This is a genomic window from Pseudoalteromonas phenolica (assembly GCF_005876835.1).
GTDB lineage: Bacteria > Pseudomonadota > Gammaproteobacteria > Enterobacterales > Alteromonadaceae > Pseudoalteromonas > Pseudoalteromonas phenolica_B.
Genome location: NZ_PPSW01000011.1, coordinates 43,204 through 64,445, shown reverse-complemented (window position 1 = coordinate 64,445; position 21,242 = coordinate 43,204). Strand labels below are relative to the sequence as shown.

25 protein-coding genes and 1 riboswitch are annotated in these 21,242 nt (G+C 42.3%); of the genes, 4 read left to right on the top strand and 21 right to left on the bottom strand.

Features of this window, described 5'->3' with window-relative positions; translation table 11 throughout:
* The first annotated feature begins 24 nt into the window (after nt 1-24).
* Nucleotides 25-216, top strand: coding sequence for a DUF3545 family protein (locus tag C1E24_RS07540; RefSeq protein ID WP_130254710.1), 192 nt, complete (start codon nt 25-27; stop codon nt 214-216).
* A gap of 45 nt (nt 217-261) precedes the next feature.
* Here C1E24_RS07540 and ung read toward each other — a convergent pair whose 3' ends face one another.
* From ung to C1E24_RS07435, 21 genes are all read right to left on the bottom strand, one after another.
* Nucleotides 262-921 carry a uracil-DNA glycosylase gene (ung, locus tag C1E24_RS07535; protein ID WP_138480231.1) on the bottom strand — a complete coding sequence of 220 codons (660 nt, stop codon included), beginning with the start codon at nt 919-921 and terminating at the stop codon, nt 262-264.
* Entirely contained in the window at nt 921-1,805 is an 885-nt protein-coding gene (locus tag C1E24_RS07530) for a cobalamin-binding protein (RefSeq protein WP_138480228.1), read from the bottom strand. Before C1E24_RS07530 ends, ung begins: the two co-directional genes overlap by 1 nt.
* Nucleotides 1,805-2,398 (bottom strand): cob(I)yrinic acid a,c-diamide adenosyltransferase, encoded by a 594-nt coding sequence (gene cobO / locus C1E24_RS07525; protein WP_138480226.1) that lies wholly within the window; start codon nt 2,396-2,398, stop codon nt 1,805-1,807. Before cobO ends, C1E24_RS07530 begins: the two co-directional genes overlap by 1 nt.
* Before the next feature lie 10 nt (nt 2,399-2,408).
* Nucleotides 2,409-3,881: a cobyric acid synthase gene (locus C1E24_RS07520; RefSeq protein ID WP_138480395.1), complete on the bottom strand. Its 1,473-nt coding sequence runs from the start codon at nt 3,879-3,881 to the stop codon at nt 2,409-2,411.
* Between the two features lie 9 nt (nt 3,882-3,890).
* Nucleotides 3,891-4,424, bottom strand: coding sequence for a bifunctional adenosylcobinamide kinase/adenosylcobinamide-phosphate guanylyltransferase (gene cobU / locus C1E24_RS07515; RefSeq protein ID WP_138480224.1), 534 nt, complete (start codon nt 4,422-4,424; stop codon nt 3,891-3,893).
* Between the two features lie 19 nt (nt 4,425-4,443).
* A complete protein-coding gene (locus tag C1E24_RS07510; protein ID WP_138480222.1) occupies nt 4,444-5,217 on the bottom strand; it encodes an adenosylcobinamide-GDP ribazoletransferase in 774 nt (257 codons plus the stop codon).
* 1 nt (nt 5,218) lies between these two features.
* A complete protein-coding gene (cobT, locus tag C1E24_RS07505; RefSeq protein ID WP_138480220.1) occupies nt 5,219-6,280 on the bottom strand; it encodes a nicotinate-nucleotide--dimethylbenzimidazole phosphoribosyltransferase in 1,062 nt (353 codons plus the stop codon).
* A 3-nt stretch (nt 6,281-6,283) separates the two neighbouring features.
* A complete protein-coding gene (locus C1E24_RS07500) occupies nt 6,284-7,273 on the bottom strand; it encodes a FecCD family ABC transporter permease (protein WP_138480219.1) in 990 nt (329 codons plus the stop codon).
* Nucleotides 7,270-8,085: an ABC transporter ATP-binding protein gene (locus C1E24_RS07495; protein ID WP_138480217.1), complete on the bottom strand. Its 816-nt coding sequence runs from the start codon at nt 8,083-8,085 to the stop codon at nt 7,270-7,272. The genes C1E24_RS07500 and C1E24_RS07495 overlap by 4 nt, the downstream gene beginning before the upstream one ends.
* 86 nt (nt 8,086-8,171) lie before the next feature.
* Nucleotides 8,172-8,293, bottom strand: a riboswitch (cobalamin riboswitch).
* Between the two features lie 11 nt (nt 8,294-8,304).
* The gene (locus tag C1E24_RS07490) at nt 8,305-8,907 is read right to left on the bottom strand and encodes a histidine phosphatase family protein (RefSeq protein ID WP_138480215.1); all 603 of its coding nucleotides are present in this window, start codon (nt 8,905-8,907) and stop codon (nt 8,305-8,307) included.
* A 67-nt stretch (nt 8,908-8,974) separates the two neighbouring features.
* Entirely contained in the window at nt 8,975-9,187 is a 213-nt protein-coding gene (nqrM, locus tag C1E24_RS07485; RefSeq protein WP_058030883.1) for a (Na+)-NQR maturation NqrM, read from the bottom strand.
* A gap of 123 nt (nt 9,188-9,310) precedes the next feature.
* Nucleotides 9,311-10,327 carry an FAD:protein FMN transferase gene (locus C1E24_RS07480; RefSeq protein ID WP_138480213.1) on the bottom strand — a complete coding sequence of 339 codons (1,017 nt, stop codon included), beginning with the start codon at nt 10,325-10,327 and terminating at the stop codon, nt 9,311-9,313.
* Nucleotides 10,328-10,419: 92 nt separating this feature from the next.
* Nucleotides 10,420-11,646, bottom strand: a complete 1,227-nt coding sequence (gene nqrF, locus C1E24_RS07475) for an NADH:ubiquinone reductase (Na(+)-transporting) subunit F (RefSeq protein WP_138480211.1) — start codon at nt 11,644-11,646, stop codon at nt 10,420-10,422.
* A 17-nt stretch (nt 11,647-11,663) separates the two neighbouring features.
* Complete coding sequence (gene nqrE / locus C1E24_RS07470; RefSeq protein WP_058030886.1) at nt 11,664-12,272, bottom strand: NADH:ubiquinone reductase (Na(+)-transporting) subunit E; 609 nt, start codon at nt 12,270-12,272, stop codon at nt 11,664-11,666.
* Nucleotides 12,273-12,282: 10 nt separating this feature from the next.
* A complete protein-coding gene (locus tag C1E24_RS07465; RefSeq protein ID WP_058030887.1) occupies nt 12,283-12,915 on the bottom strand; it encodes an NADH:ubiquinone reductase (Na(+)-transporting) subunit D in 633 nt (210 codons plus the stop codon).
* A complete protein-coding gene (locus tag C1E24_RS07460; protein ID WP_138480209.1) occupies nt 12,915-13,661 on the bottom strand; it encodes a Na(+)-translocating NADH-quinone reductase subunit C in 747 nt (248 codons plus the stop codon). Before C1E24_RS07460 ends, C1E24_RS07465 begins: the two co-directional genes overlap by 1 nt.
* A complete protein-coding gene (locus C1E24_RS07455; protein WP_058030889.1) occupies nt 13,654-14,853 on the bottom strand; it encodes an NADH:ubiquinone reductase (Na(+)-transporting) subunit B in 1,200 nt (399 codons plus the stop codon). The genes C1E24_RS07460 and C1E24_RS07455 overlap by 8 nt, the downstream gene beginning before the upstream one ends.
* Before the next feature lie 4 nt (nt 14,854-14,857).
* On the bottom strand, nt 14,858-16,201 hold the full coding sequence (locus tag C1E24_RS07450) for a Na(+)-translocating NADH-quinone reductase subunit A (RefSeq protein ID WP_138480207.1): 1,344 nt from the start codon (nt 16,199-16,201) through the stop codon (nt 14,858-14,860).
* Nucleotides 16,202-16,593: 392 nt separating this feature from the next.
* Nucleotides 16,594-17,784, bottom strand: coding sequence for an enoyl-ACP reductase FabV (fabV, locus tag C1E24_RS07445; protein ID WP_138480205.1), 1,191 nt, complete (start codon nt 17,782-17,784; stop codon nt 16,594-16,596).
* A gap of 128 nt (nt 17,785-17,912) precedes the next feature.
* The gene (locus C1E24_RS07440; RefSeq protein WP_130254693.1) at nt 17,913-18,227 is read right to left on the bottom strand and encodes a BolA family protein; all 315 of its coding nucleotides are present in this window, start codon (nt 18,225-18,227) and stop codon (nt 17,913-17,915) included.
* Between the two features lie 49 nt (nt 18,228-18,276).
* Entirely contained in the window at nt 18,277-18,864 is a 588-nt protein-coding gene (locus C1E24_RS07435) for an alpha-ketoglutarate-dependent dioxygenase AlkB family protein (protein WP_138480203.1), read from the bottom strand.
* 40 nt (nt 18,865-18,904) lie between these two features.
* Here C1E24_RS07435 and C1E24_RS07430 point away from each other — a divergent pair, with 40 nt between their 5' ends.
* The 3 genes from C1E24_RS07430 to C1E24_RS07420 are packed head-to-tail and all read left to right on the top strand — an operon-like array spanning nt 18,905 to nt 21,239.
* Nucleotides 18,905-20,053: a methyltransferase gene (locus C1E24_RS07430; RefSeq protein ID WP_138480201.1), complete on the top strand. Its 1,149-nt coding sequence runs from the start codon at nt 18,905-18,907 to the stop codon at nt 20,051-20,053.
* A 2-nt stretch (nt 20,054-20,055) separates the two neighbouring features.
* Nucleotides 20,056-20,607, top strand: a complete 552-nt coding sequence (locus C1E24_RS07425) for a YajG family lipoprotein (RefSeq protein WP_138480199.1) — start codon at nt 20,056-20,058, stop codon at nt 20,605-20,607.
* Between the two features lie 2 nt (nt 20,608-20,609).
* The gene (locus tag C1E24_RS07420) at nt 20,610-21,239 is read left to right on the top strand and encodes a peptidylprolyl isomerase (RefSeq protein WP_138480197.1); all 630 of its coding nucleotides are present in this window, start codon (nt 20,610-20,612) and stop codon (nt 21,237-21,239) included.
* Nucleotides 21,240-21,242 lie beyond the last annotated feature (3 nt).

The following is a 21,242-nucleotide window of genomic DNA, read 5'->3' as shown; positions in this document are numbered from 1 at the left end:
GTCAATAATCAATGGGAGAACATCATGGATAGCCTAGACGATATCATTGCAGTATTAGAAAGTCCTGAAACAACAAAACGCACCTCTTCAAAAAAACAAAAACGAAAGTGGCGCGAAATTGAAGCCTATAAAGAAAAACAACGTCTTCGCAAAGAGCTGCAAGAACTCGATTACTTTGCAGACAACTTAGATCTAGAAGAACTAGATTTAATTTAAAAAAATGGCTCCCTAGGGAGCCATTTTTCGTTTTTGGAAGTGTGTTTAAACTTGCCAGTTTATAGGTGTTTTACCCAAACTGGTTAGCAGGTCGTTTGTCTTTGAAAAGTGCTGACAACCAAAAAAACCTCTGTGAGCTGACAAGGGGGATGGATGTGGTGCATGTAAAACATGATGACGCACTTTATCTATGTTCTTGCCCTTCTTCTGTGCATGGGCGCCCCATAGTAAAAACACCACGCCTTCTCTTTGTTGGTTAATTTCGTCAATCACCTTATCAGTGAACTTTTCCCAACCTAGATGTTTGTGCGAATGTGCTTGTCCTTGTTCAACCGTCAATACAGTATTAAGTAATAAGACACCTTGCTCTGCCCATGGCATTAAATAACCATGATCAGGGGTGCTAAACCCTTCTATGTCTTGCACCAGCTCTTTATACATATTTGCCAATGACGGAGGCGGTTTAATACCCGGTAACACAGAAAAACATAAACCATGTGCTTGATCTGGTCCGTGATAAGGGTCTTGGCCTAAAATGACCACTTTAACCTGCTCAAATGGCGTGGCATCGAATGCTGAAAATACCTGTTGTTCAGGAGGAAACACCGTCACGCCTTCACTGCGCTTTTGAGCGACATACTCTAGCGTGTCTTTAAGGTAGGTTTGCTGGCTTTGTTCAGCGATAAAGTCTGACCAAGTCTTCATTATGATTGCTCTTGATAGTAACGGCGAGATTGCGACAGTTTATCACATAAGTCAGCAACCCCATCGAGCGCTCGCACACTAAAACGGTGTAATAGATCGGCATTGACTCTAATAAACTGCTGATGTTCGACAGCTGGGATCTGAGGCCAGTTTTGCCAATTAGTATGCTGCACGTCTTTCTTTGTTTTCTCTTCAGGTAATACGATTACTTGCGGTTTAAACTTAAGCACATTTTCGATACTAATTTGCGGGTAATCAGCTCGACTGTGAGCAAACACATTATTCACTTGGCAAATTGATAATACCTGATGGATCATGGTGTTTTTATTCACGCTCATCATAGGCTCAGGCCAGAGTTGATAGAAAACATCCAGCGACTTTGCGTCTTGATATTGGCTTTGCAACTTGGCTAAACGCACATCAAATTCTTTAGCCACTTGTTTGGCCTGTACTTGATGACCTGTTAGCTCACCAAATTCTGTCAGTTGCTCAGATACTTTAGTTAGGTCATTGGTTTCGCTATAAACCACTTTAATACCTAGCTGCTCGAGCTTTTCAAGATCGGCTTTTTTATTACCTGTTTGCCAAGCGATCACCAAATCTGGTTTTAAAGCTAATAACTTCTCAAGTTGAATGCCGTGATAGCCACCAATTCTTGAGATCTCAAGCGCCTGCTCTGGATAATCTGCATATTCAACGGTGCCGACAATTTTATCGCCTGCACCTATGGCAAATAAGTTTTCAACAATGTGCGGTGCTAAAGCCACAATACGTTTTGCTTTATGTTGAGTATCTGGTTGTGACGCATTTTGTGATTGATTTGCTGCTACATATTGACTTGTAAGCAGCAAAAAGGTGATCAATAAAGTCCTTTTTAACCACATCAGTAATCGAATCCTTTTAGTGCTTTAACACCGGATTCAAAAGCATGCTTCACGTTTCGCACTTCACTCACCGTGTCAGCAAGCTCAGTTAAACGACGGTGTGCACCACGACCTGTCACGATCACAGACTGCATCTTTGGACGATTCTCGATGGCGCTGATCACTTCATCTAAGTCTAAATAATCATAGCTCACCATATAAGTCAGCTCATCAAGTAACACTAAATCTATGCTATCGTCTGCTAGCCACTTTTTGGCTTGCTGCCAAGTTTCAACCGCTGCGGCCGTATCTGTTTCACGGTTTTGCGTTTCCCATGTAAAGCCAGTTTTCATTACCGCAAAAGGTACGCCAACTTTTTCAAGTAAGTTACGCTCACCGCAGTCCCACATGCCTTTAATAAACTGCGCTACCGCAGCATTTTGATCGTGACCGACACAACGCGTCACAACCCCAAAACCAGACGTTGATTTGCCTTTGCCATTACCTGTGATAACCTGAAAAATGCCCTTTTCAATATTGGCAGCGGCAACCTTTTCATCAACCTTCTCTTTTACTTTTTGTTGCCTCTGTTGATGTCTATCTTGTTCACTCATAATTCACACCCTATAAATTGATTAATGCTTTAATTTTGTTCATATCTAAATGCGCTTCACATTCATCTGCCAGCCACTCTAGCTGTTTTTCACGATGCTCATCTAGACTAAAATTCGTTTCTGTTAGCTTGCCATTACTCGCCCAATTTAAAATGGCTTCCGCCGCTTTAGGCTCATCAAACAAACCATGTAAGTAAGTACCAACAACTTGGTTGTCATCAGATATAAAACCGTCTTTCAGGAAACCTTGTGGATGATCAGTAAAATACATAAATGGCTTTTCAAGGGCGGAGCCGCTACTTTGCCCACAGTGGATTTCATAGCCTTTAATATCCACGTTTTGCTGATTTATAACGCACTTACCCTTCACTTGAGTCAGGGTTTTGGTTTGGGTTAGCTGAGTTTCAAACTCAGCTAACCCTAATCCTGTAATTTCTGCTTGTGAGCTTTCTATGGCATCAGGGTCACAAATGCGTTTACCTAACATTTGTAGACCACCACACACGCCTAGCACCTTACCGCCATAACGTAAGTGTCGCTGTATTTCGGTTTGCCATGTTTGCGTCTGCAAAAAAGCCAGGTCGTTGATGACGTTTTTACTGCCTGGGATAATAATCAGATCAGTTTGCCCTATTTGCTCGGTATGTTTTACATAGCGCAAATCGATTTGAGGGTTTAACCGCAGGCTATCAAAGTCAGTGTGGTTACTAATGTGCGGCAATAACAACACACTGACCGTGAGTTGTTTGTCTGTCACTACATTATCCATTGCGACGGCATCTTCAGCGTCGATGTTTAAGCCATGCATATACGGCAGCACACCTAACACAGGTTTTCCCGTTTTTTCTTCGAGCCAATCAAGACCCGACTGAAGCAAAGCGATATCGCCACGAAAACGGTTGATCACAAAGCCTTGCACCAAGGACTGCTCATATTCACTGAGTAACATTAAGGTGCCGACAAGATGCGCGAATACGCCGCCTTTATCAATATCAGCAATGATGATCACGGGGCAATCTACTTCACAAGCAAACCCCATATTAGCGATATCATTTTCGCGTAAATTGATTTCCGCAGGACTTCCCGCTCCTTCTACCATAATTGCATCAAAATCAGATGCTAATCTTTGATGCGATTCGAGCACAGCCTGCATCGCAACTTTTTTATAATCATGGTATTTCGCCGCTTCCATATTGCTAATGGCACGGCCATGAATAATGACTTGCGCGCCCGTATCGCTATTGGGCTTGAGTAAAATAGGGTTAAAATCAGTATTTAAAGGCTGTTTCGCAGCAATAGCTTGCAGTGCTTGAGCACGGCCTATTTCGCCGCCACAAGGGGTTACCGCACTATTGAGTGCCATATTCTGAGGTTTAAACGGCGCAACCTTAACCCCTTCCCTAGCAAGCACGCGGCATAACCCCGCAACCAAGGTGCTTTTACCCGCATCAGATGTGGTGCCCTGAACCATTAATGTTTTTATCTTCGTCACTTATTTAATCCTTAACGGGCAGCCAGCCATGATAAAGTCAACACGCTGCGCAACTTTGGCGATATCTTGATTTAACCAGCCGGACTGGTCGACAAATACGCGGCTTAACTCCCCGAGTGGCACTATGCCATGACCTACTTCATTACTGACAAGTAAAACAGATGCTCGTGTATGTTGTAATGCCTCGAGCAAACGCTGCTTCTGTACTTGTAATTCAGACTCTGATTTTTCACATAACCCATGCGTTAACCATAAGGTTAAGCAGTCGATTAATACGCAACTGTCGCTGCCAAATTTTTGCAATGTGTCAGCTAGATACCATGGCTCTTCAATCACTTGCCAGCGTTTATCTCGCGTTGCCCGATGATGTGATACGCGCTCAGCCATTTCAGTATCTTTGATTTCTGCCGTGGCGATGTATACGAGTTTACTCACATTGCCTGAAGTATATAAATCCAACGCCGTTTGTTCGGCGAAACTGCTTTTGCCAGAGCGCGCGCCACCTAAAATGAGATGAATATTATTTTGAGTCATAAGTAATATTTCGCATCCACTACACCCAGAGCGCCACTAAAGTTAAATAAATCATGATTTCACAACATTGTTGTGCGCCGCCTAAGCAATCTCCCGTATACCCACCGAGCTGTTGTTTAAACCAGCTTATACACAGCTGGCGAGTTAAAAATAAAACAGCCACTAAAATAATCACACTCATTAAAGACAATGGTGTAAAAAGCCACAGCACAAATAGCGCATACAGTGAGGTTAAAGCGAGGAAATCTTTTGCATGAGAAGAGAGCGACATGGCGACTGGTTTTACTTTTGATTGCGCATCTTCTTGCACATAGGCAAGCTTACCAATGATACTCGTCGCCATTGCACGGCTCAGAGTATGACCTAAAACTAGTGCACAGAACATGTGTATAAAGCTATCACTCAGTGATGTGAGCAACTGGAACTTTAATAACAGCAGCAAAATCAGAGCGCTGGCACCATATGTGCCCAAGCGGCTGTCTTTCATAATCGACAGCTTTTGCGACACAGTCCAACCGCCTCCAAAGCCATCCCAAACATCGGCAAAACCATCTTCATGAAATGCGCCAGTAATTAAAATACCCAGAGCAAGGGTGAGGATCACAGCAATGCTTGGCGGAAAAATCCAAGACGCAACGCCATATACAGCAGCCAAGGCAACACCCAACAACAAACCAACTAAGGCAAAATAGCCACTGGCTTCACTGAGTGCATTGTCTTCAATCTCTTGTTTAAAATGTACAGGCACGCGAGTTAAAAAACTCACAGCCAATAAAAAGTGCTGCTTATTCATGTTAAACAACTTTCGTGACATTTGCGTCATCAAAACTATTCATGTCGTTATAAAACGCCAGAGCACTTTGTAGCAAAGGCAAGCTCAATGCAGCCCCCGTCCCTTCTCCCAATCTAAGACCAAGATTTAAAAGAGGCTTAGCATTAATTGAATTTAACATTTGCAGGTGCGCTTGCTCAGAAGAGCAATGGGCAAAAACCATATAGCTTTGACTGTTTGGCTCAATACGAATAGCCAGCAATGCCGCCGCTGTTGCGATAAAGCCATCGACAACAATAACCTGCTGTAACTCAGCGACAGCCAACATGGCGCCGACCATTTGACAAATCTCAAACCCACCCAAACAACGTAAGATTGCATGTGGGTCGTTAAGTTTATCTCGATGTAGGTTAAGCGCGGTATTAATCAGCTCTACTTTTTTATCGACCACTTCGTTTGATACACCTGTGCCCAAGCCTACAGTATATTCAGCAGAGAGCCCACTCAACGCACTAAAAATAGCCGATGCTGCACTGGTATTGCCAATGCCCATCTCACCAAATGCAAAAGTATTACAGCCTTGTTGATATTGTTTATGAACAAGCTTTTTAGCAAACTCAAAACCTTGCGCTTCTTGAGCTTGAGTTAACGCTTCACATTCATCAAATGAACGCGTGGCTGAGCCCAAACGTTGTGAGTTAACACCTAAGGCTTGATCAGGTACATTTAAAATACCGCAATCGACTATCTCGAGTTGCCACCCTAATTGTTTGCTGAAAACATTAATTGCAGCGCCCCCAGACGCGAAATTCGCTACCATTTGGCCTGTCACTTCACTAGGCGCGATAGAGACACCTTTAGCAGCAATACCATGATCGCCTGCAAAGACGGTTAGAGTCGGTTTGCTGATTTGTGGTCGAAATACTGACAGCTGCTCAAGCTCGATACCTTGAGAGAAAATAGTCACCAGCTGTTTAGCCAATGTTTCTAGCTCACCTAACGCACCCAAAGGCTTAGTTTTCAGGTTTATTTTTTTTTCGATAAGTTCGCGAGAACGCGTATCAAGTGCTTTAACTGAGAACATACGCTAAGGCCTTTTTTGTTTGAGAGTCAGTAAAGTTAAAAAGAACACACTGCCTATTGCAGCAGTGATAACACCAATGGGAAGCTCTTGATTATCAAGAATAGTACGGGCAAATAGATCTACCCATATCATCATCAAACCACCACTTAAAGCAGTACACAGCAGACCAATTGAAGTTGCCTGTGAAATAAAAAAACGTACCAAATGCGGGATCATTAACCCAACAAAGCCAATACCACCGCACATAGCAACCAATACCGCGGTCAGCAATGAGCTCAATAGCAACATCCCTAAACGTAACTTAGCCACCTGAATACCTAAGGTCGCAGCGCTTTCGTCACCCAGTAATAATGCGTTTAAACCGCGCCTAAACAACAACATACAAGCCATACACAGTAATACAATTGAACAGGGCAACCACAACCATTGCCAATCAGCGCGACTAAAGCTACCTAAGTTCCAAAACATAATGGCACTCACTGCTTGTGGATCACTCCAATACAACAGCAAACTGGTAAATGCACTAAATAAGAAAGACAAGGCGACACCGGCGAGTAACATCGCTTCTACCTGTCTCGCCCTTTGTCCATAAGCAATCAGCAACAATAGGGTCATTGCCAGCGCACTGCCTAAAAACGCCGCCCCTGACATCGCCCAGCCAGCTGTGATACCTGTAAATGTGATGAGTAACACGACGCCAAATGATGCGCCTGATGAAATACCAAAAAGGTAAGGATCTGCCAAAGGGTTACGAGTCACTGTTTGCAATATAATGCCCGCCAACGCCAAACCACTTCCAGCAACAAATGCCAAAATCACTCTGGGAATACGCAGTTCCATAACGATTTTTTGCTCAAAGACGTTGGCATCATAAGCAAATAATGTTTGCCAAACAGCACTCGCATTAATATCAATCGCGCCATGCTTAATGGCAACTAAAGCACTAAAAAAGCAGCTTATCAGCAAAATTAACAGCGAAATAAGCGGCTTCATAGTTGATATCCAAAGTGGTAGCGGATATGAGGAATATGGGTTTTGTCTCTATACGGACAAGATACTTGCGAGACCTCAGCACAGACATCAAATACATCACTGAGTAATTGCGCATCTAGCACATCGCTTGGCGCTCCACTTCTATATAGCTCGCCATGTTGTAGCACCAGCAAGCTATCACTCATAGCTGCCGCAAGATTTAAATCATGGAAAGAAGCGATCACTGTGATCCCCATTGCTTTGGCCAGCTCCATAATTTGTATTTGATATTTTACATCCAAGTGACTGGTTGGCTCATCCATAATCAATAGTTTAGGTTTTTGTGCCATGGCTTTCGCGATCAGCGCCCTTTGCTTTTCACCACCAGAAAGGTGAGCAAATGCTTCGTTGATTTTGTGTACCAGACCAACCTGTTCAATAGACTTTGCAATTAGTTCATGATCGGCTTTATTTAATGGTGAAAATAAACTTTTATGAGGTGTTACACCCATTGCAACCACATCATAAAGCGATAGATTGAAATGCTCAGGCATTTCTTGCAAAACCACTGCAACTTGCTGGGCATATTCGTTATGCGAGAAACTTGAAATCGTTTTGTTAAAAAGGATTATTTGCCCACTTGAAGGGGTAAAAAAACGGTAAAGACAACGAAGCAGCGATGACTTACCAGCCCCATTAGGACCCAATAAACCAATAAACTGCCCTTCAGTTACATCGAAAGAGATGTTTTGTAATATTTGATGATTATCTAGCACCAAATCTAAGTTTGAAACTTGCAGAGCAAATTCAGAGTGCTGACAAGCTGTTCGCATTCGTACCCTTACTAACGGTTGGGCAGACACGAACGCACAGTCCTAACCGAATTACGGCTAAAATTGTGTGCTCTTGAGTACGCCCGCTCAAGAGGATTTTTCTGACCTTGGTATCTGACTTCGTGCATTTAAATGCACTTCACAGTTGCGGGGACAGTTAAGCAGTTTCAGCTTATTCCCAAGATTAATCAGAAAAACCGTATTATGAAGTCTAGATGGCTAAAACACAACTTTAGGCCACGCCTTATGTGCTTCATCAAAGTAAACTTCTATCTTTACCAATGTAGCATAGCCAACTTCTAAACTATTGATAGAGGACACAGAATCTAAAGGTAAGTTAATGACTTCAGCTAAGATTTGTTTGATAACACCGGCATGAGTCACCACCAGGTTGTGTGTGGTATGCCGGGTTGATAGCTCAGCCTCCCACCATTGCTTAACTCGAGACCTAAACGCGTAAAGGGACTCTCCATTTGGCGGCGTATGTTGCCAAGGCGACTGCCAAAATTCACCTATACTTGGATCCTGTGTGTTCTCCCAAAGCCACTCATAAGTTCGACCATCCCAATCCCCAAAATCCATTTCTTGAAGTTGCTTTGCTATCACCAGTGGTAAGCTTGATTGCCTAGATTGCTTTTTCGCAAAGCTCAGACAACGCTGCATGGGGGAAGAAATGCAAGCATCAAATTGGACTGTTTTTGGTAAAGCAGACTCCATCGCTGCTACCCCTAACTCAGACACGGCAACGTCAGTTTTAGAACCCGTGAGAATACCTGTAGTAACTGGTTTCCCGTGCCTGAGGAAGTACCATGCCTTCGTCATTTTAACCTCAGATCAAAAATGCGAGCCTCTGCTCGCATTTGATTAAAGATGATTTGCTTAGTTTAGCTTAGAGAATCTGGTTCTCTTTCCAAGCTTGTTCTTTCGCCATACGCTTTTTACGTCGGTCACATGGATCATCGCAATCACATGACTTTTCAATACCAACCGCACCTAAACCGCCACAGCTGCTTGCCATAGATTTCTTTTGCACGATTACACCGACAGCCATAGCTGCAACAATTAAAATAAGTAACCCAAAAGTTAGGAAAAATAGTGACATGCACAGGCCCCTTAAAAACAGTTTAACGGCTCAGTTTATCTGAACCAAATGACGGCATTTAAACAGCCATCATTATAACGCGCTTGGTGTACTATTTCGACTAATTAATCAAAATTGCCTTATTTACAAATAAGGCGCAAAAGCTGGGCTTGAATAGGTCACTAGCCCTTCATTACTTTTACTAATTAAATATACAGCTAAATTGTGCTCTTCTGCGTAAGCTTTTGCTCGCTCTGTACCCATGACAGTAAGTGCTGTTGCCAAGCCATCAGCAGTCATTGCTGATGGGTGTAAGACGGTCACTGATACCAAATCATGCTTAACTGGTTTGCCTGTGCCTGGATCAATCAAGTGCGTATAGGTCTCACCATCCATTTCGTAGAAAATACGGTAATCACCTGAAGTCGCCATGCCGTTATTGCCTGGTTCAATAACTTTATGCACTTGCCTCTGCCCTGCTGGCGCATCTGGCTGTTCAATCGCTATACGCCAAGGTTGTGACTGAGCTTTAGTGCCGGCAATTCTAAGTTCACCGCCAATTTCAACCATGTAATTTGTCATCCCTTTAGCTTCTAAAAGCTCAGCAACTTTATCAATACCAAAACCTTTAGCTGTCGCTGAAAAAGATAACTCTAAACCGTCAATGGTTTTCGCTAACCCTTCGTCTGTTAACACCAACTTATCAACACCAATGCGAGCCTTCATTTCATCCAGTTGGGACTGTGAAGGTGTTTTTGTTGGGCGTTTATCAGGGCCAAACCCCCATAAATCTATGAGAGGGCCCATGGTGACATCTAGTGTTGTTGTTGAAACGCCTAAACGAACTGACTCTTTCACAACTGACTTAAAGTCATCACTGATAGGCATAAAAGTATTTGCAGCCAACGTATTGAACTGATTAATCTCTGAGTTTTTTACCCAAGGTGACATAGACTGATTCACCGCAATTAAAGTGTTATCAACTTCTGTTTTTAATGTCTCAGCAGTTAAATCTTCATTAATTGGAAAAGCTTTAACGGTATAAGTGGTCCCCATTGTTTTACCCTGAATAACAATAGGTTCAATCTCTTGTTTGTCGTCAAAACACCCTGTCAAAACAACCGTGGTCAGTAATACAAAAATGCCTACTAGTTTCTTCATACTTTTCTCTATCCCAAAAAAAACCCCAAGCTTATTGCTTGGGGTTTAAGTCTATCTTATTTCAGTGAAGTGTTCACTGAGATAACGCTGATTTAGCCACCGAAGTCATCTAGTAAGATGTTTTCGTCTTCAACGCCTAAATCTTTAAGCATGTTGATTACAGCCGCGTTCATCATTGGAGGACCACACATGTAGAACTCACAATCTTCTGGCGCTTCATGGTCTTTCAGGTAGTTTTCTAAAAGAACGTTATGGATGAAGCCCGTGTAACCTTCCCAGTTGTCCTCTGGTTGAGGATCTGAAAGAGCTACATGCCATTCAAAGTTTTCGTTATCAGCCGCTAGGCCATCGAAATCTTCTACGTAGAACATCTCACGCTTAGAACGTGCACCGTACCAGAAAGACATCTTACGGTCTGAGTTAAGACGCTTAAGCTGATCGAAGATGTGTGAACGCATTGGCGCCATACCAGCACCACCACCTACGAATACCATTTCTGCATCAGTTTCTTTCGCGAAGAACTCACCGAATGGACCAGATATAGTCACTTTATCACCTTCTTTAAGTGACCAGATGAACGATGACATCTTACCACATGGTAGGCTTAGGTTGTTTGGCGGCGGAGTCGCGATACGTACGTTAAGCATGATGATGCCGTACTCTTCTGGGTAGTTAGCCATTGAGTATGCACGGATCGTTTCGTCGTCAACTTTAGACTCAAGATTGAAGAAGCCAAAACGCTCCCAATCTCCACGATATTCTTCAGGAATATCGAAGTCCGAGTATTTAACGTGGTGAGCTGGCGCTTCAATTTGGATATAACCACCTGCACGGAAAGGTACAACCTCACCATCAGGGATACCAAGCTTAAGCTCTTTAATGAATGTCGCTTTGTTATCGTTAGAGATAACTGTACATTCCCACTTTTTAACACCGAAGATTTCTTCTTCAACTTCGATTTCCATGTCAGTTTTAACAGCAACCTGACACGCTAGACGACAGCCTTCACGCGCTTCACCTTTTGAAATATGGTCAAGTTCAGTTGGCAGGATATCACCACCACCCGCTTTAACGTGAACGGTACACTGGCCACAAGAACCACCACCGCCACAAGCAGATGAAATGAAGATACCAGCGTCTGCTAGTGCACCTAGTAGTTTACCACCTGGTGCTGAAGTAACTGCCTTTTCAGGGTCACCGTTAATGCTGATTGTGATGTCACCGCTTGGTACAAGCTTCGACTTCGCTGCAATGATGATCAATACAAGCATTACAACGATAGCGATGAACATCCCTACGCCTAAATATACCTCAAGCATGATTTTTCCTCGCTAAATTAAAGTGAAATACCAGAGAATGACATGAAGCCAAGACCCATTAGACCTACAGTGATGAAGGTAATACCTAAACCACGAAGACCATCTGGTACGTCTGAATACTTCATCTTCTCACGGATACCAGCAAGTAATACGATTGCTAGTGCCCAACCTACACCTGAGCCTAAACCAAATACCACAGACTCACCGAAGTTCAGGTTACGCTCAACCATGAATGCTACTGCACCGAAAATCGCACAGTTTACAGTGATTAGTGGTAAGAAGATGCCTAGTGCGTTGTAAAGCGCAGGGAAGAACTTGTCTAGAGTCATCTCAAGGATCTGTACAAGTGCTGCGATTACACCGATGAAAGTTAGGAACTTAAGGAAGCTTAAGTCAGCTTCAGGGAAGCCTAACCACTCTAGTGCACCTGGCGCTAAGATTGCAGAGTAAACTAATTGGTTTACTGGAACAGCAACACCAAGAACGAAGATTACTGCAACACCTAGACCCATTGATGTAGTTACTTTCTTAGATACAGCAAGGAAAGTACACATACCTAGGAAGAAAGATAACGCTAAGTTTTCAATGAAAACCGCTTTAACGAATAAATTGATATATTGTTCCATCTCTCTCTCCTTATGCCTTCGCTTCTACTTGGTCTTTCTTATAAGTACGAAGTACCCAGATGAAGAAACCAATGATGAAGAACGAGCTTGGCGGTAGGATTAATAGACCCATAGGCTGGTACCAACCACCTTCAGAAATAAGTGGTAAAATCTCGATACCAAATAGCGTACCTGAACCACCTAGTTCACGAATGAATGCAACAGTAAGAAGTACTACTGAGTAACCTAAACCGTTACCGATACCATCAAGGAATGACATCAGTGGTGGTGTCTTCATTGCGTATGCTTCTGCGCGACCCATTACGATACAGTTAGTAATGATTAGACCAACGAATACTGAAAGTTCTTTCGCTGTTGCATAAACAAACGCTTGAAGCGTTTGGTCTACCACGATTACCAATGAAGCGATGATTGTCATCTGAACGATGATACGAACGCTTGATGGAATGTGGTTACGGATCATAGAGATAAATAAGCTTGAGAAAGCACATACTAATGTCAGAGCGATTGACATGATAAGTGCATTCTTAAGGCTTGATGTCACTGCTAGTGCAGAACAAATACCAAGTACTTGAAGCGCAATTGGGTTGTTCGCAAAAACAGGGCCAAACAAGACTTCTTTCATTTCTTTTGCATTTGCCATTAGTTCAATGCTCCTTTACGTACGTTCGCAAGGAATGGACCGAACGCTTTGTCGCCTGTCCAGAAGTCAACTGTGTTATCAACACCTACAGATGTTAATGTCGCACCAGAAAGACCGTCTACTTTGTGTTCGCTGTTACCTGCAGTACCTTTTACGATATCAAGTGGTAGTCTTTTACCTTCGAACATAGACGTCCAACGTGGGTTTTGGATTTCACCACCAAGACCCGGTGTTTCATTGTGCTTATAGAAGTTTATTGCTTTAACAGTCTTAGTATCAACATCTAGTGCTAAGAAACCATACATAATACCCCAAAGGCCATAACCTTGGATTGGTAGAATGATAGTGTCTACTTTACCGTTAGCATCTTTAGCGAAGTAAACAGGAGATTCAGTCGTCATACGCTGAACACCTGCTTTATCTTGCGCTTTTTCAAGCTTCACACTGCGCTTTGCATCGAACTTAGTTGATTCGAAGTCGAAAGAGTTTGGATCTGTCTCAACAAACTCACCCGTTTTCATATCAACAACGCGTGCTTCGATGTTTTCGTTAAATGTTTTGAAAACATCTGCTGAACTTTCAATACCTGCTGCAGCAAGAATGTTGCGTTGCACGTCTTGAGTTTTGTTTGCTTGTTGTAGTGGACGTAATTGAACAGATGCTAAAGAAACAACAACTGCACATACTAAACATAGGCCAACAACAACGCCTAGCGTTTTACCAATAGTTTCATTGTTACTAGACACGTGCCAATCTCCTCTTAACGTTAGACTGTACAACGAAGTGGTCGAATAATGGTGCAAATAGGTTAGCGAATAGAATTGCTAACATCATACCTTCTGGGTATGCAGGGTTAACTACACGAACCAGAACAACCATTACACCGATAAGTGCACCGTATGCGAATTTACCTTTATTTGTGAAAGACGCAGAAACTGGGTCAGTCGCCATAAAGAACATACCGAATGCAAAACCACCTAGTACTAAGTGCCAGTGCCAAGGCATAGCAAATGCAGGGTTAGTTTCAGAACCAATCATGTTAAGAAGTAGAGACATCACTACCATACCTAGGAATACACCTAGCACGATACGCCATGACGCAATACGAACATAAATTAGGAACAAACCACCAATCATTAGTGCTAGCGTTGAAACTTCACCCATAGAACCTTGTACGAAGCCATAGAAAGCATCCCACCAAAGTGCCATGTTGTTATAATCAAGTGCACCTTGCGCCGCTAGGCCTAGGTTTGTTGCACCTGTGAATGAATCAACTGCAGTCCAAACCGTATCACCCGAGATATCAGCTGGGTATGCGAAGAATAAGAACGCACGGCCTGCTAATGCTGGGTTAAGGAAGTTACGACCTGTACCACCGAATACTTCTTTTGCAACTACAACACCAAAAGTAATACCTAACGCGGCTTGCCATAATGGAATTGTAGAAGGAAGGATCAATGCAAATAATACAGACGTTACGAAGAAACCTTCGTTAACTTCGTGCTTACGGATTGAAGCGAATAATACTTCCCAGAAACCACCAACGATAAATACCGTCGCATAGATTGGCAGGAAGAAACATGCACCGTAGAAGAACTTAGCACCAATACCTGATTGTGCTGTTAGTTCACCACCTAATGCTTGGAAAATAGCAGCCTGCCAAGTGTTAGCAATTTCAAAACCATTACCAATTGCTAGTGCAGCTTGGTGACCGATGTTGAACATACCAAAGAACATTGCAGGGAATGTCGCCATCCACACTAAAATCATAATACGTTTTAGGTCGATGTTATCACGAACGTGCGTGCCACCTTTGTTTACATAACCTGGAGTGTAGAAAACGGTTGCGACTGCTTCATACAGGGCATACCATTTTTCATGCTTACCGCCAGGTTCAAAATGCGGCTCGATATCTTCTAGAAATTTCTTTAAGGCCATGGGATTAACCTTCCTTCTCGATAGTAGTCAGGCAATCACGTAAGATTGCACCGTACTCATACTTACCTGGACATACGAAAGTACACAGTGCTAAATCTTCTTCATCTAGCTCTAATGCACCCAACGCAATCGCACTATCTAAATCACGTGAAATTAAGTCACGAAGTAGTGGTGTAGGTAGAATGTCGAGTGGCATAACACGCTCATAGTTACCGATTGGTACCATTGCACGCTTAGAACCACCTGTAGACGTTGTCATATTGAACAAACGGCTTGGTGCTAAGTGTGAGATAAATGTACGTGTTACAGAGAATTTGTTGCTACCTGGTGCAATCCAACCAAATAGTTCTTTCTCGCGACCTTCAAGTAATACTGATACTTGAGTATGGTAGCGACCTAGGAAAGCGTGAGGGCCGGTTGCTGTTTTACCAGCTAACACAGAGCCAGAAATGACTCGGTTATCACCGTCTTCAAGCTCGCCTGCAACTAAATCAGTTAGAGAAGCGCCAACTTGTGTTTTAACTAAGCGAGGATTCTTAACACGAGGACCCGCTAAAGCGACTACACGGTCAGAGTAGATTTCACCAGTAAGGAATAACTTACCGAATGCAATCACATCTTGGTAACCTAAATGCCATACCTGCTTGTTTTCAGATACTGGATCTAGGTGATGGATGTGAGTACCTACTAAACCTGCAGGGTGTTTACCACCGAACTCATGAACTTCAACTTGAGAAAGAGAAGAACTTGGTACTGTGCTACCTGCTTGCTTACATACGAACACTTTGCCATCAGTTAAGCGAGATACTACAGCTAAACCCGCTTCAAACGCTTCCACGTTTTCAGCAATGATCACAGCTGGATCTGCAGCTAATGGGTTTGTGTCGATTGCAGTCACAAAGATTGAACTTGCAGTTGCATCTAGTGCTGCCACTCGGCTGAATGGACGAGCACGTAGCGCTGGCCACTGACCAGATTCAACAAGCACTTCTTTTACTTTTTCACGGTCTAGGTTGCTTAAATCAGCAGCCGCCACCTTTTCAAAAGTAACCTGCTCGTTGCCTTGTACTTCAATCACGATAGATTGAAGAACACGCTTAGCACCACGGTTAATTTCTTTAACTACACCAGAAGCTGGTGCAGTGAACTTGACGCCTGGGTTCTTTTTGTCTCCAAAAAGAACTTGGCCTTTTTTGACTTGGTCATCCACGCGAACATGCATGGTTGGACGCATACCGATATACTCTTCACCTAGCACGGCAACTCGTTTGACAGCTACGCCATCATGAATTACTTGCTGAGGTGCGCCCTCTATTGGTAAGTCCAGACCTTTTTTTATGTTGATCATACGCACTTGCATTACATTAACGGAAAGAAATTGAAAAATCTTTTTTTGCCCCAAGATCTAGAAAGTGACCATTCTGTATTCGGCAAAGCCAAGCGACAAAACAATCCATAACTAAAACCTTGTGGACGAGTCCTCACATATTTCTGTGATTTTAACATTAATAACCCCCACTATGCGAGTGGAATTATGAAATTAATCCAGATTTACAAGGTCTTTTCGAGGAGAGAATAGAATGAATTTAGTTCAATTTAGACCAAAGTCCAGTTGCTGAAATACGCAATGAATCATTTTTAATAAACAGAAGAAAACTTCAGGTGTTAGCAGAAAAAATAAATATGAATAAACAAAAAAGGCCGGCAAAGCCGACCTAGTTATAAAAGTGATACTAGTGATTAAACTAAGTTATTAATTTCAACCACTGTGTCTACGTCTTGCTCGTAGTCAACACCATCTACGCCGAAACCAAATAGTTTCAAGAATTCATTGTGGTAGCCAACATAGTCTGTTAACTCATCAATGGTGTCTGTATCAACTGTATCCCAAATGTGCTGAATACGCGCTTGTACGTCATCTTCTAGCTCTTTGTAGTTTTGGAATAGGTGACCGCCATCGTCAAAGCGTTGGGTTGCGCCATATAGGTTTTCGTTGAATAGACCGTGGATCTGCTCAATTGTACCTTCGTAAATACCATCTGCCTTCGCCACTTTAAATAAAGCTGAGATATATAGCGGCATGATTGGAATAGCAGAGCTTGCTTGTGTCACTACAGCGTTAAGTGAAGAAACATACGCTTCACCTTTTAGATCTGCTGTCGCTTCACGAATTGCTTTCGTTGCGCGATCTAAGTCTTCTTTTGCTTTACCGATTGTAGCGTGACCGTAGATTGGCCAAGTTAACTCTTTACCGATATAGGTGTAAGCACTTGTTTTGAAACCTTCAGCTAATACGTCTGCATCTTTTAATGCATTGATCCAAAGTTCCCAATCTTCACCACCCATCACTTTAACTGTGTTAGCGATTTCGTCTTCATTCGCAGCTTCTACGCTTACCGAATCGATAATACGCTTAGAGGTATTTAAGTTCTTCGTTGTGATGTCTTGACCGATAGGCTTAAGTACCGATGAGTGGGTTTCTCCCGTTTTAGGATCAGTACGACGCGGAGATGCTAGGCTATAGATTACTAAATCCACTTTGCCCATTTCAGCTTTAATCGTTTCAACTGTTTTAGCTTTAAGCTCATCAGAGAACGCATCGCCATTGATATTCTTAGACCAAAGACCCGCTGCTTCCGCTGCATTTTGGAAAGCTGCCGTGTTATACCAACCTGCTGAAGCTGGCTTTTTCTCAGTACCTTCTTTTTCAAAGAAAATACCCAGAGTTTTAGCACCAGAGCCAAACGCTGCTGTAATACGAGAAGCTAGGCCGTAACCCGTTGATGCACCAATTACAAGTACGTTTTTAGGGCCGTTTTCTAATTGCCCTTGTGCTTTTACATAATCGATTTGCTCCTGAACGTGAGCGGCACAACCTGCTGGGTGTGCATTGGTACAAATAAAACCACGAATTTTCGGCTTAATGACCATGATGATTCCTATCTTTATTTAAATTTACGGAGCGTAGTTTAAAGGCTGATCTTAAAAATACAGGTCTGATCAGCTATAAAATTAGGCTTAACTCGATGATATAAAGTCTCGCTTAACCCTAATTTTGACTATTTATCGAATTTCGAACCACCTAAACATTTTGGTGACTCAGGAATTTGTCCATGCTGCTCAGAATACTCTTCAGGCGTATAGGCATGAATAGAGAGAGCATGAATGTGTTCTGCTAATTCAACTTTTAGAATGTCGTTAATTTGGCGATGACGCGGTAATAATCGTTTACCCGCAAACTCTTCACTGACCACAATTACTTTAAAATGAGACTCTTCGCCACGGCTGTGCATGTGGCTTTCATTTATGACATTTAAATGCTTGCAAGCGATTGCCGCAGCGATTTTTTCTTCGATCTGAGATTGCATTGACATGAATATAAACTCTGCATTTTTCAATTGTGGCTACTATACCGAGATAGGATTATTTAACAATACTTCTAAATGTCAGGTTGATACGCCCGCCTTTTACTTTGCTTTGTTTCGGCAATGAGTGTTGAAAAAGTTGCTGACTGTTACCCGACATCACTAAACAACTGCCATGCTCTAGCATTAGCTCCCATTGCTGACCTGTCGTTTTATGTTTGACCTTAAATTTACGCGCAGCGCCTAAAGAAATTGAAATGATTAAAGGCTCAGCGCCTAACTCAACCTCATCATCACTATGCCACCCCATAGTGTCATGACCATCTCGATACCAATTTAATAGCAGAGCATTAAACGTCTGATTATAGTGGTTCTGAAGTTTACTGCGCATCGCAGCCAATGGTTTCGTCCAGCATTGATTAGCTAATGTATGATTTGAATAGGCATAATGTACCCCTTCATCTGCCACAAAACTTTGCAAACGAGGAATAGGATGAAATTTACCGAAAACCTGAATACTGGGCTGTTGCCAGTCTAACTCCCCAGTGAGGTGTTCATACAAGTCGAGCCCTTTTTGAAATGAGAGCAAATTTGGAAAATAAGCAAACCCCTCGGGTAACTCAGGTTTAGTGAGTTTTGATGTCATGCTATTATTCACCTCATAAAATGACTACTTATAAAAAACTATGACGACTGAAGCTGTATTGGGCGGCCACTCGCTAACTTTACATCGATTTCCCCTAGATCAAAAAAACAGAAGCCTACAAGCGTGGGATTCAGCCGATGAGTATTTAATCGAACATATTCAAAACGAATATGTCAACGCGCAACATATTTTGGTATTGAACGATGGCTTTGGCGCCTTAAGCTGTGCATTACATGCTTTAGATACGCAAACTTCTCGCAAAGTGACCAGTTTTAATGACTCTTATGTCAGTCAGCAAGCATGCCTATATAATCTTGAAGAAAACGAGTTAGAAAGTCGTCAAACTGTATTACTCGATAGTCTCTCAGATTTACCTAGCGACGTTGATCTTATTCTTATCAAAATCCCAAAAAATGCTGGCTTTTTACAATATCAACTTAGCTTGCTCAGTCAGTTTGAACATGATGTGCCAGTGATCGCTGCCGGTAAAGCGAAAGAGATACACACATCTACATTAAAAAGCTTGAGCCATTTTATTGCTGAGCCTTCGACCAGTTTAGCAGTTAAGAAATCACGTCTTATTTTTAGTCAAACAAAACACAAAAAGCAGACTTGTAAGTTTCCGGTGAGTTGGCCTTTAGAAAAAACTGATTTCACTGTCTTAAACCACGCTAATGTATTTTCTCGTGACTCCCTTGATATTGGCGCGCGTTTTTTTAGCAATTATTTACCTCAGGGTAAGAAACCGTTAAGGATTATTGATTTAGGCTGTGGAAACGGTGTTATCGGCTTACAAACATTGGCAAAAATGCCAAATGCTAAAATCACTTTTGTTGATGAGTCGGCCATGGCTGTGGCTAGTGCCAAAGCAAATATCGAGAACAACTTACCTGAGCGCTTGCAAGATTGTGAGTTTGTTCAAGATGATTGTTTGACTGATTTTGCGCCTAACAGTGCAGACTTGGTTTTGTGTAACCCGCCATTTCACCAAGCACAAGCAATCACGGATCATATTGCGTGGCAGATGTTTGTACAGGCAAAGCAAACACTCAGATCCGGCGGTGAATTAAGAATCATTGGTAACCGCCATTTAGATTATCAAGAAAAATTGCTCCGCTTGTTCGGAAACTGTAAAGTCATTGGTAACAATAAAAAATTTACTGTGCTAAGCACCACAAAGAGAGGCTAAAAATGAAAAAAATTGCACTTGTATTGTGTGGCATGTTGCTGGCAGGTTGTGCCAGCCAACCAAAATCTGTGATCTTAAATCCGATATACAAAGCAGGCAAAGTAGCCGACTTTAATGTACCAGTAACCTTAGCGGTCGAAGACCATAGGATCAGTAAATTCACAATTAAGGTGGTCGATCAAGAGCCTGCTGAGTACCTACCAGATGCCGAGTTAAGCAAACGAGTAAAAATGGCGTTTGAGCAAGCCCTTAAAACCAATGGCGCACAGCTCACTTCAATGGGTAGTAACACGTTAACACTACACATTGATTCCTTTCATTCAAAAGTATCAGAATCTTATACACAACATGAAAGTAATGCCGTTGCTAAAATTAAAGTGTTAGCAACGCAAGGTACACGTACATTCGAAAAAACTTATTCAGGTCAGGCTCAAATGACAGGTCCACTAAAGCATGAGCAAGCTAAAGTTGAAGGCCAACTTAATGAGCTGAGTGAGCAAGTGATTACCCGTATTGTCTCAGATCCTGCTTTAATTAACTTCTTCAAAGGATAATCATGAAAAAGTTACTTATCACCCTATTCATTATCTGCATGAGTAGTCATGCCTTTGCTAGCAATAAAGAAGGCAGATTTGTTCAAAAGAATAACCTGTTTCCACGAGTAAAAATAATTACCAGTGAAGGGGATATTATTGTCGAACTAGACAGATCACGCTCACCGCTTACTGTAAATAACTTCCTGACTTATGTCGTCAATGGTGATTACAAAAACTCTGTCTTTCACCGTATTGAAAAAGATCAATACTCAGAGATCGACGAATTTTTTGTGCTCCAAGGCGGTGGCTATGACAAAGACTATGATGGCTTGTTCCAACGTAAACCTATTTTCAACGAAAGTGGCAATGGTTTAAAGAATGACATGTATACCATTGCCATGGCGTATCAAGATAATGAGCCGCACACAGCCACTCGTCAGTTTTTCTTCAACATGAAAGACAACGACCATTTAAACCCGGGCAGAGGCTGGGGGTTTGCTGTGTTTGGTAATGTTATGGAAGGCTATGAAACACTGGATAAAATCACGCAAGTAGAAACTGGGTTTAATGAAAAGATCGGCTACGATTTCGTGCCTAAAAAGCCAGTGATGATCTATCAAGTTGAGATCCTAAAAGCCGAAGCTCTTTAATTG

Excerpts from the sequence above, each read along its gene's own strand:
- C1E24_RS07540 (WP_130254710.1), top strand. The coding sequence starts at position 25 with ATGGATAGCCTAGACGATATCATTGCAGTATTAGAAAGTCCTGAAACA.
- ung (WP_138480231.1), bottom strand. The coding sequence starts at position 921 with ATGAAGACTTGGTCAGACTTTATCGCTGAACAAAGCCAGCAAACCTAC.
- C1E24_RS07530 (WP_138480228.1), bottom strand. The coding sequence starts at position 1,805 with ATGTGGTTAAAAAGGACTTTATTGATCACCTTTTTGCTGCTTACAAGT.
- cobO (WP_138480226.1), bottom strand. The coding sequence starts at position 2,398 with ATGAGTGAACAAGATAGACATCAACAGAGGCAACAAAAAGTAAAAGAG.
- cobU (WP_138480224.1), bottom strand. The coding sequence starts at position 4,424 with ATGACTCAAAATAATATTCATCTCATTTTAGGTGGCGCGCGCTCTGGC.
- C1E24_RS07510 (WP_138480222.1), bottom strand. The coding sequence starts at position 5,217 with ATGAATAAGCAGCACTTTTTATTGGCTGTGAGTTTTTTAACTCGCGTG.
- cobT (WP_138480220.1), bottom strand. The coding sequence starts at position 6,280 with ATGTTCTCAGTTAAAGCACTTGATACGCGTTCTCGCGAACTTATCGAA.
- C1E24_RS07500 (WP_138480219.1), bottom strand. The coding sequence starts at position 7,273 with ATGAAGCCGCTTATTTCGCTGTTAATTTTGCTGATAAGCTGCTTTTTT.
- C1E24_RS07495 (WP_138480217.1), bottom strand. The coding sequence starts at position 8,085 with ATGCGAACAGCTTGTCAGCACTCTGAATTTGCTCTGCAAGTTTCAAAC.
- C1E24_RS07490 (WP_138480215.1), bottom strand. The coding sequence starts at position 8,907 with ATGACGAAGGCATGGTACTTCCTCAGGCACGGGAAACCAGTTACTACA.
- nqrM (WP_058030883.1), bottom strand. The coding sequence starts at position 9,187 with ATGTCACTATTTTTCCTAACTTTTGGGTTACTTATTTTAATTGTTGCA.
- C1E24_RS07480 (WP_138480213.1), bottom strand. The coding sequence starts at position 10,327 with ATGAAGAAACTAGTAGGCATTTTTGTATTACTGACCACGGTTGTTTTG.
- nqrF (WP_138480211.1), bottom strand. The coding sequence starts at position 11,646 with ATGCTTGAGGTATATTTAGGCGTAGGGATGTTCATCGCTATCGTTGTA.
- nqrE (WP_058030886.1), bottom strand. The coding sequence starts at position 12,272 with ATGGAACAATATATCAATTTATTCGTTAAAGCGGTTTTCATTGAAAAC.
- C1E24_RS07465 (WP_058030887.1), bottom strand. The coding sequence starts at position 12,915 with ATGGCAAATGCAAAAGAAATGAAAGAAGTCTTGTTTGGCCCTGTTTTT.
- C1E24_RS07455 (WP_058030889.1), bottom strand. The coding sequence starts at position 14,853 with ATGGCCTTAAAGAAATTTCTAGAAGATATCGAGCCGCATTTTGAACCT.
- C1E24_RS07450 (WP_138480207.1), bottom strand. The coding sequence starts at position 16,201 with ATGATCAACATAAAAAAAGGTCTGGACTTACCAATAGAGGGCGCACCT.
- fabV (WP_138480205.1), bottom strand. The coding sequence starts at position 17,784 with ATGGTCATTAAGCCGAAAATTCGTGGTTTTATTTGTACCAATGCACAC.
- C1E24_RS07440 (WP_130254693.1), bottom strand. The coding sequence starts at position 18,227 with ATGTCAATGCAATCTCAGATCGAAGAAAAAATCGCTGCGGCAATCGCT.
- C1E24_RS07435 (WP_138480203.1), bottom strand. The coding sequence starts at position 18,864 with ATGACATCAAAACTCACTAAACCTGAGTTACCCGAGGGGTTTGCTTAT.
- C1E24_RS07430 (WP_138480201.1), top strand. The coding sequence starts at position 18,905 with ATGACGACTGAAGCTGTATTGGGCGGCCACTCGCTAACTTTACATCGA.
- C1E24_RS07425 (WP_138480199.1), top strand. The coding sequence starts at position 20,056 with ATGAAAAAAATTGCACTTGTATTGTGTGGCATGTTGCTGGCAGGTTGT.
- C1E24_RS07420 (WP_138480197.1), top strand. The coding sequence starts at position 20,610 with ATGAAAAAGTTACTTATCACCCTATTCATTATCTGCATGAGTAGTCAT.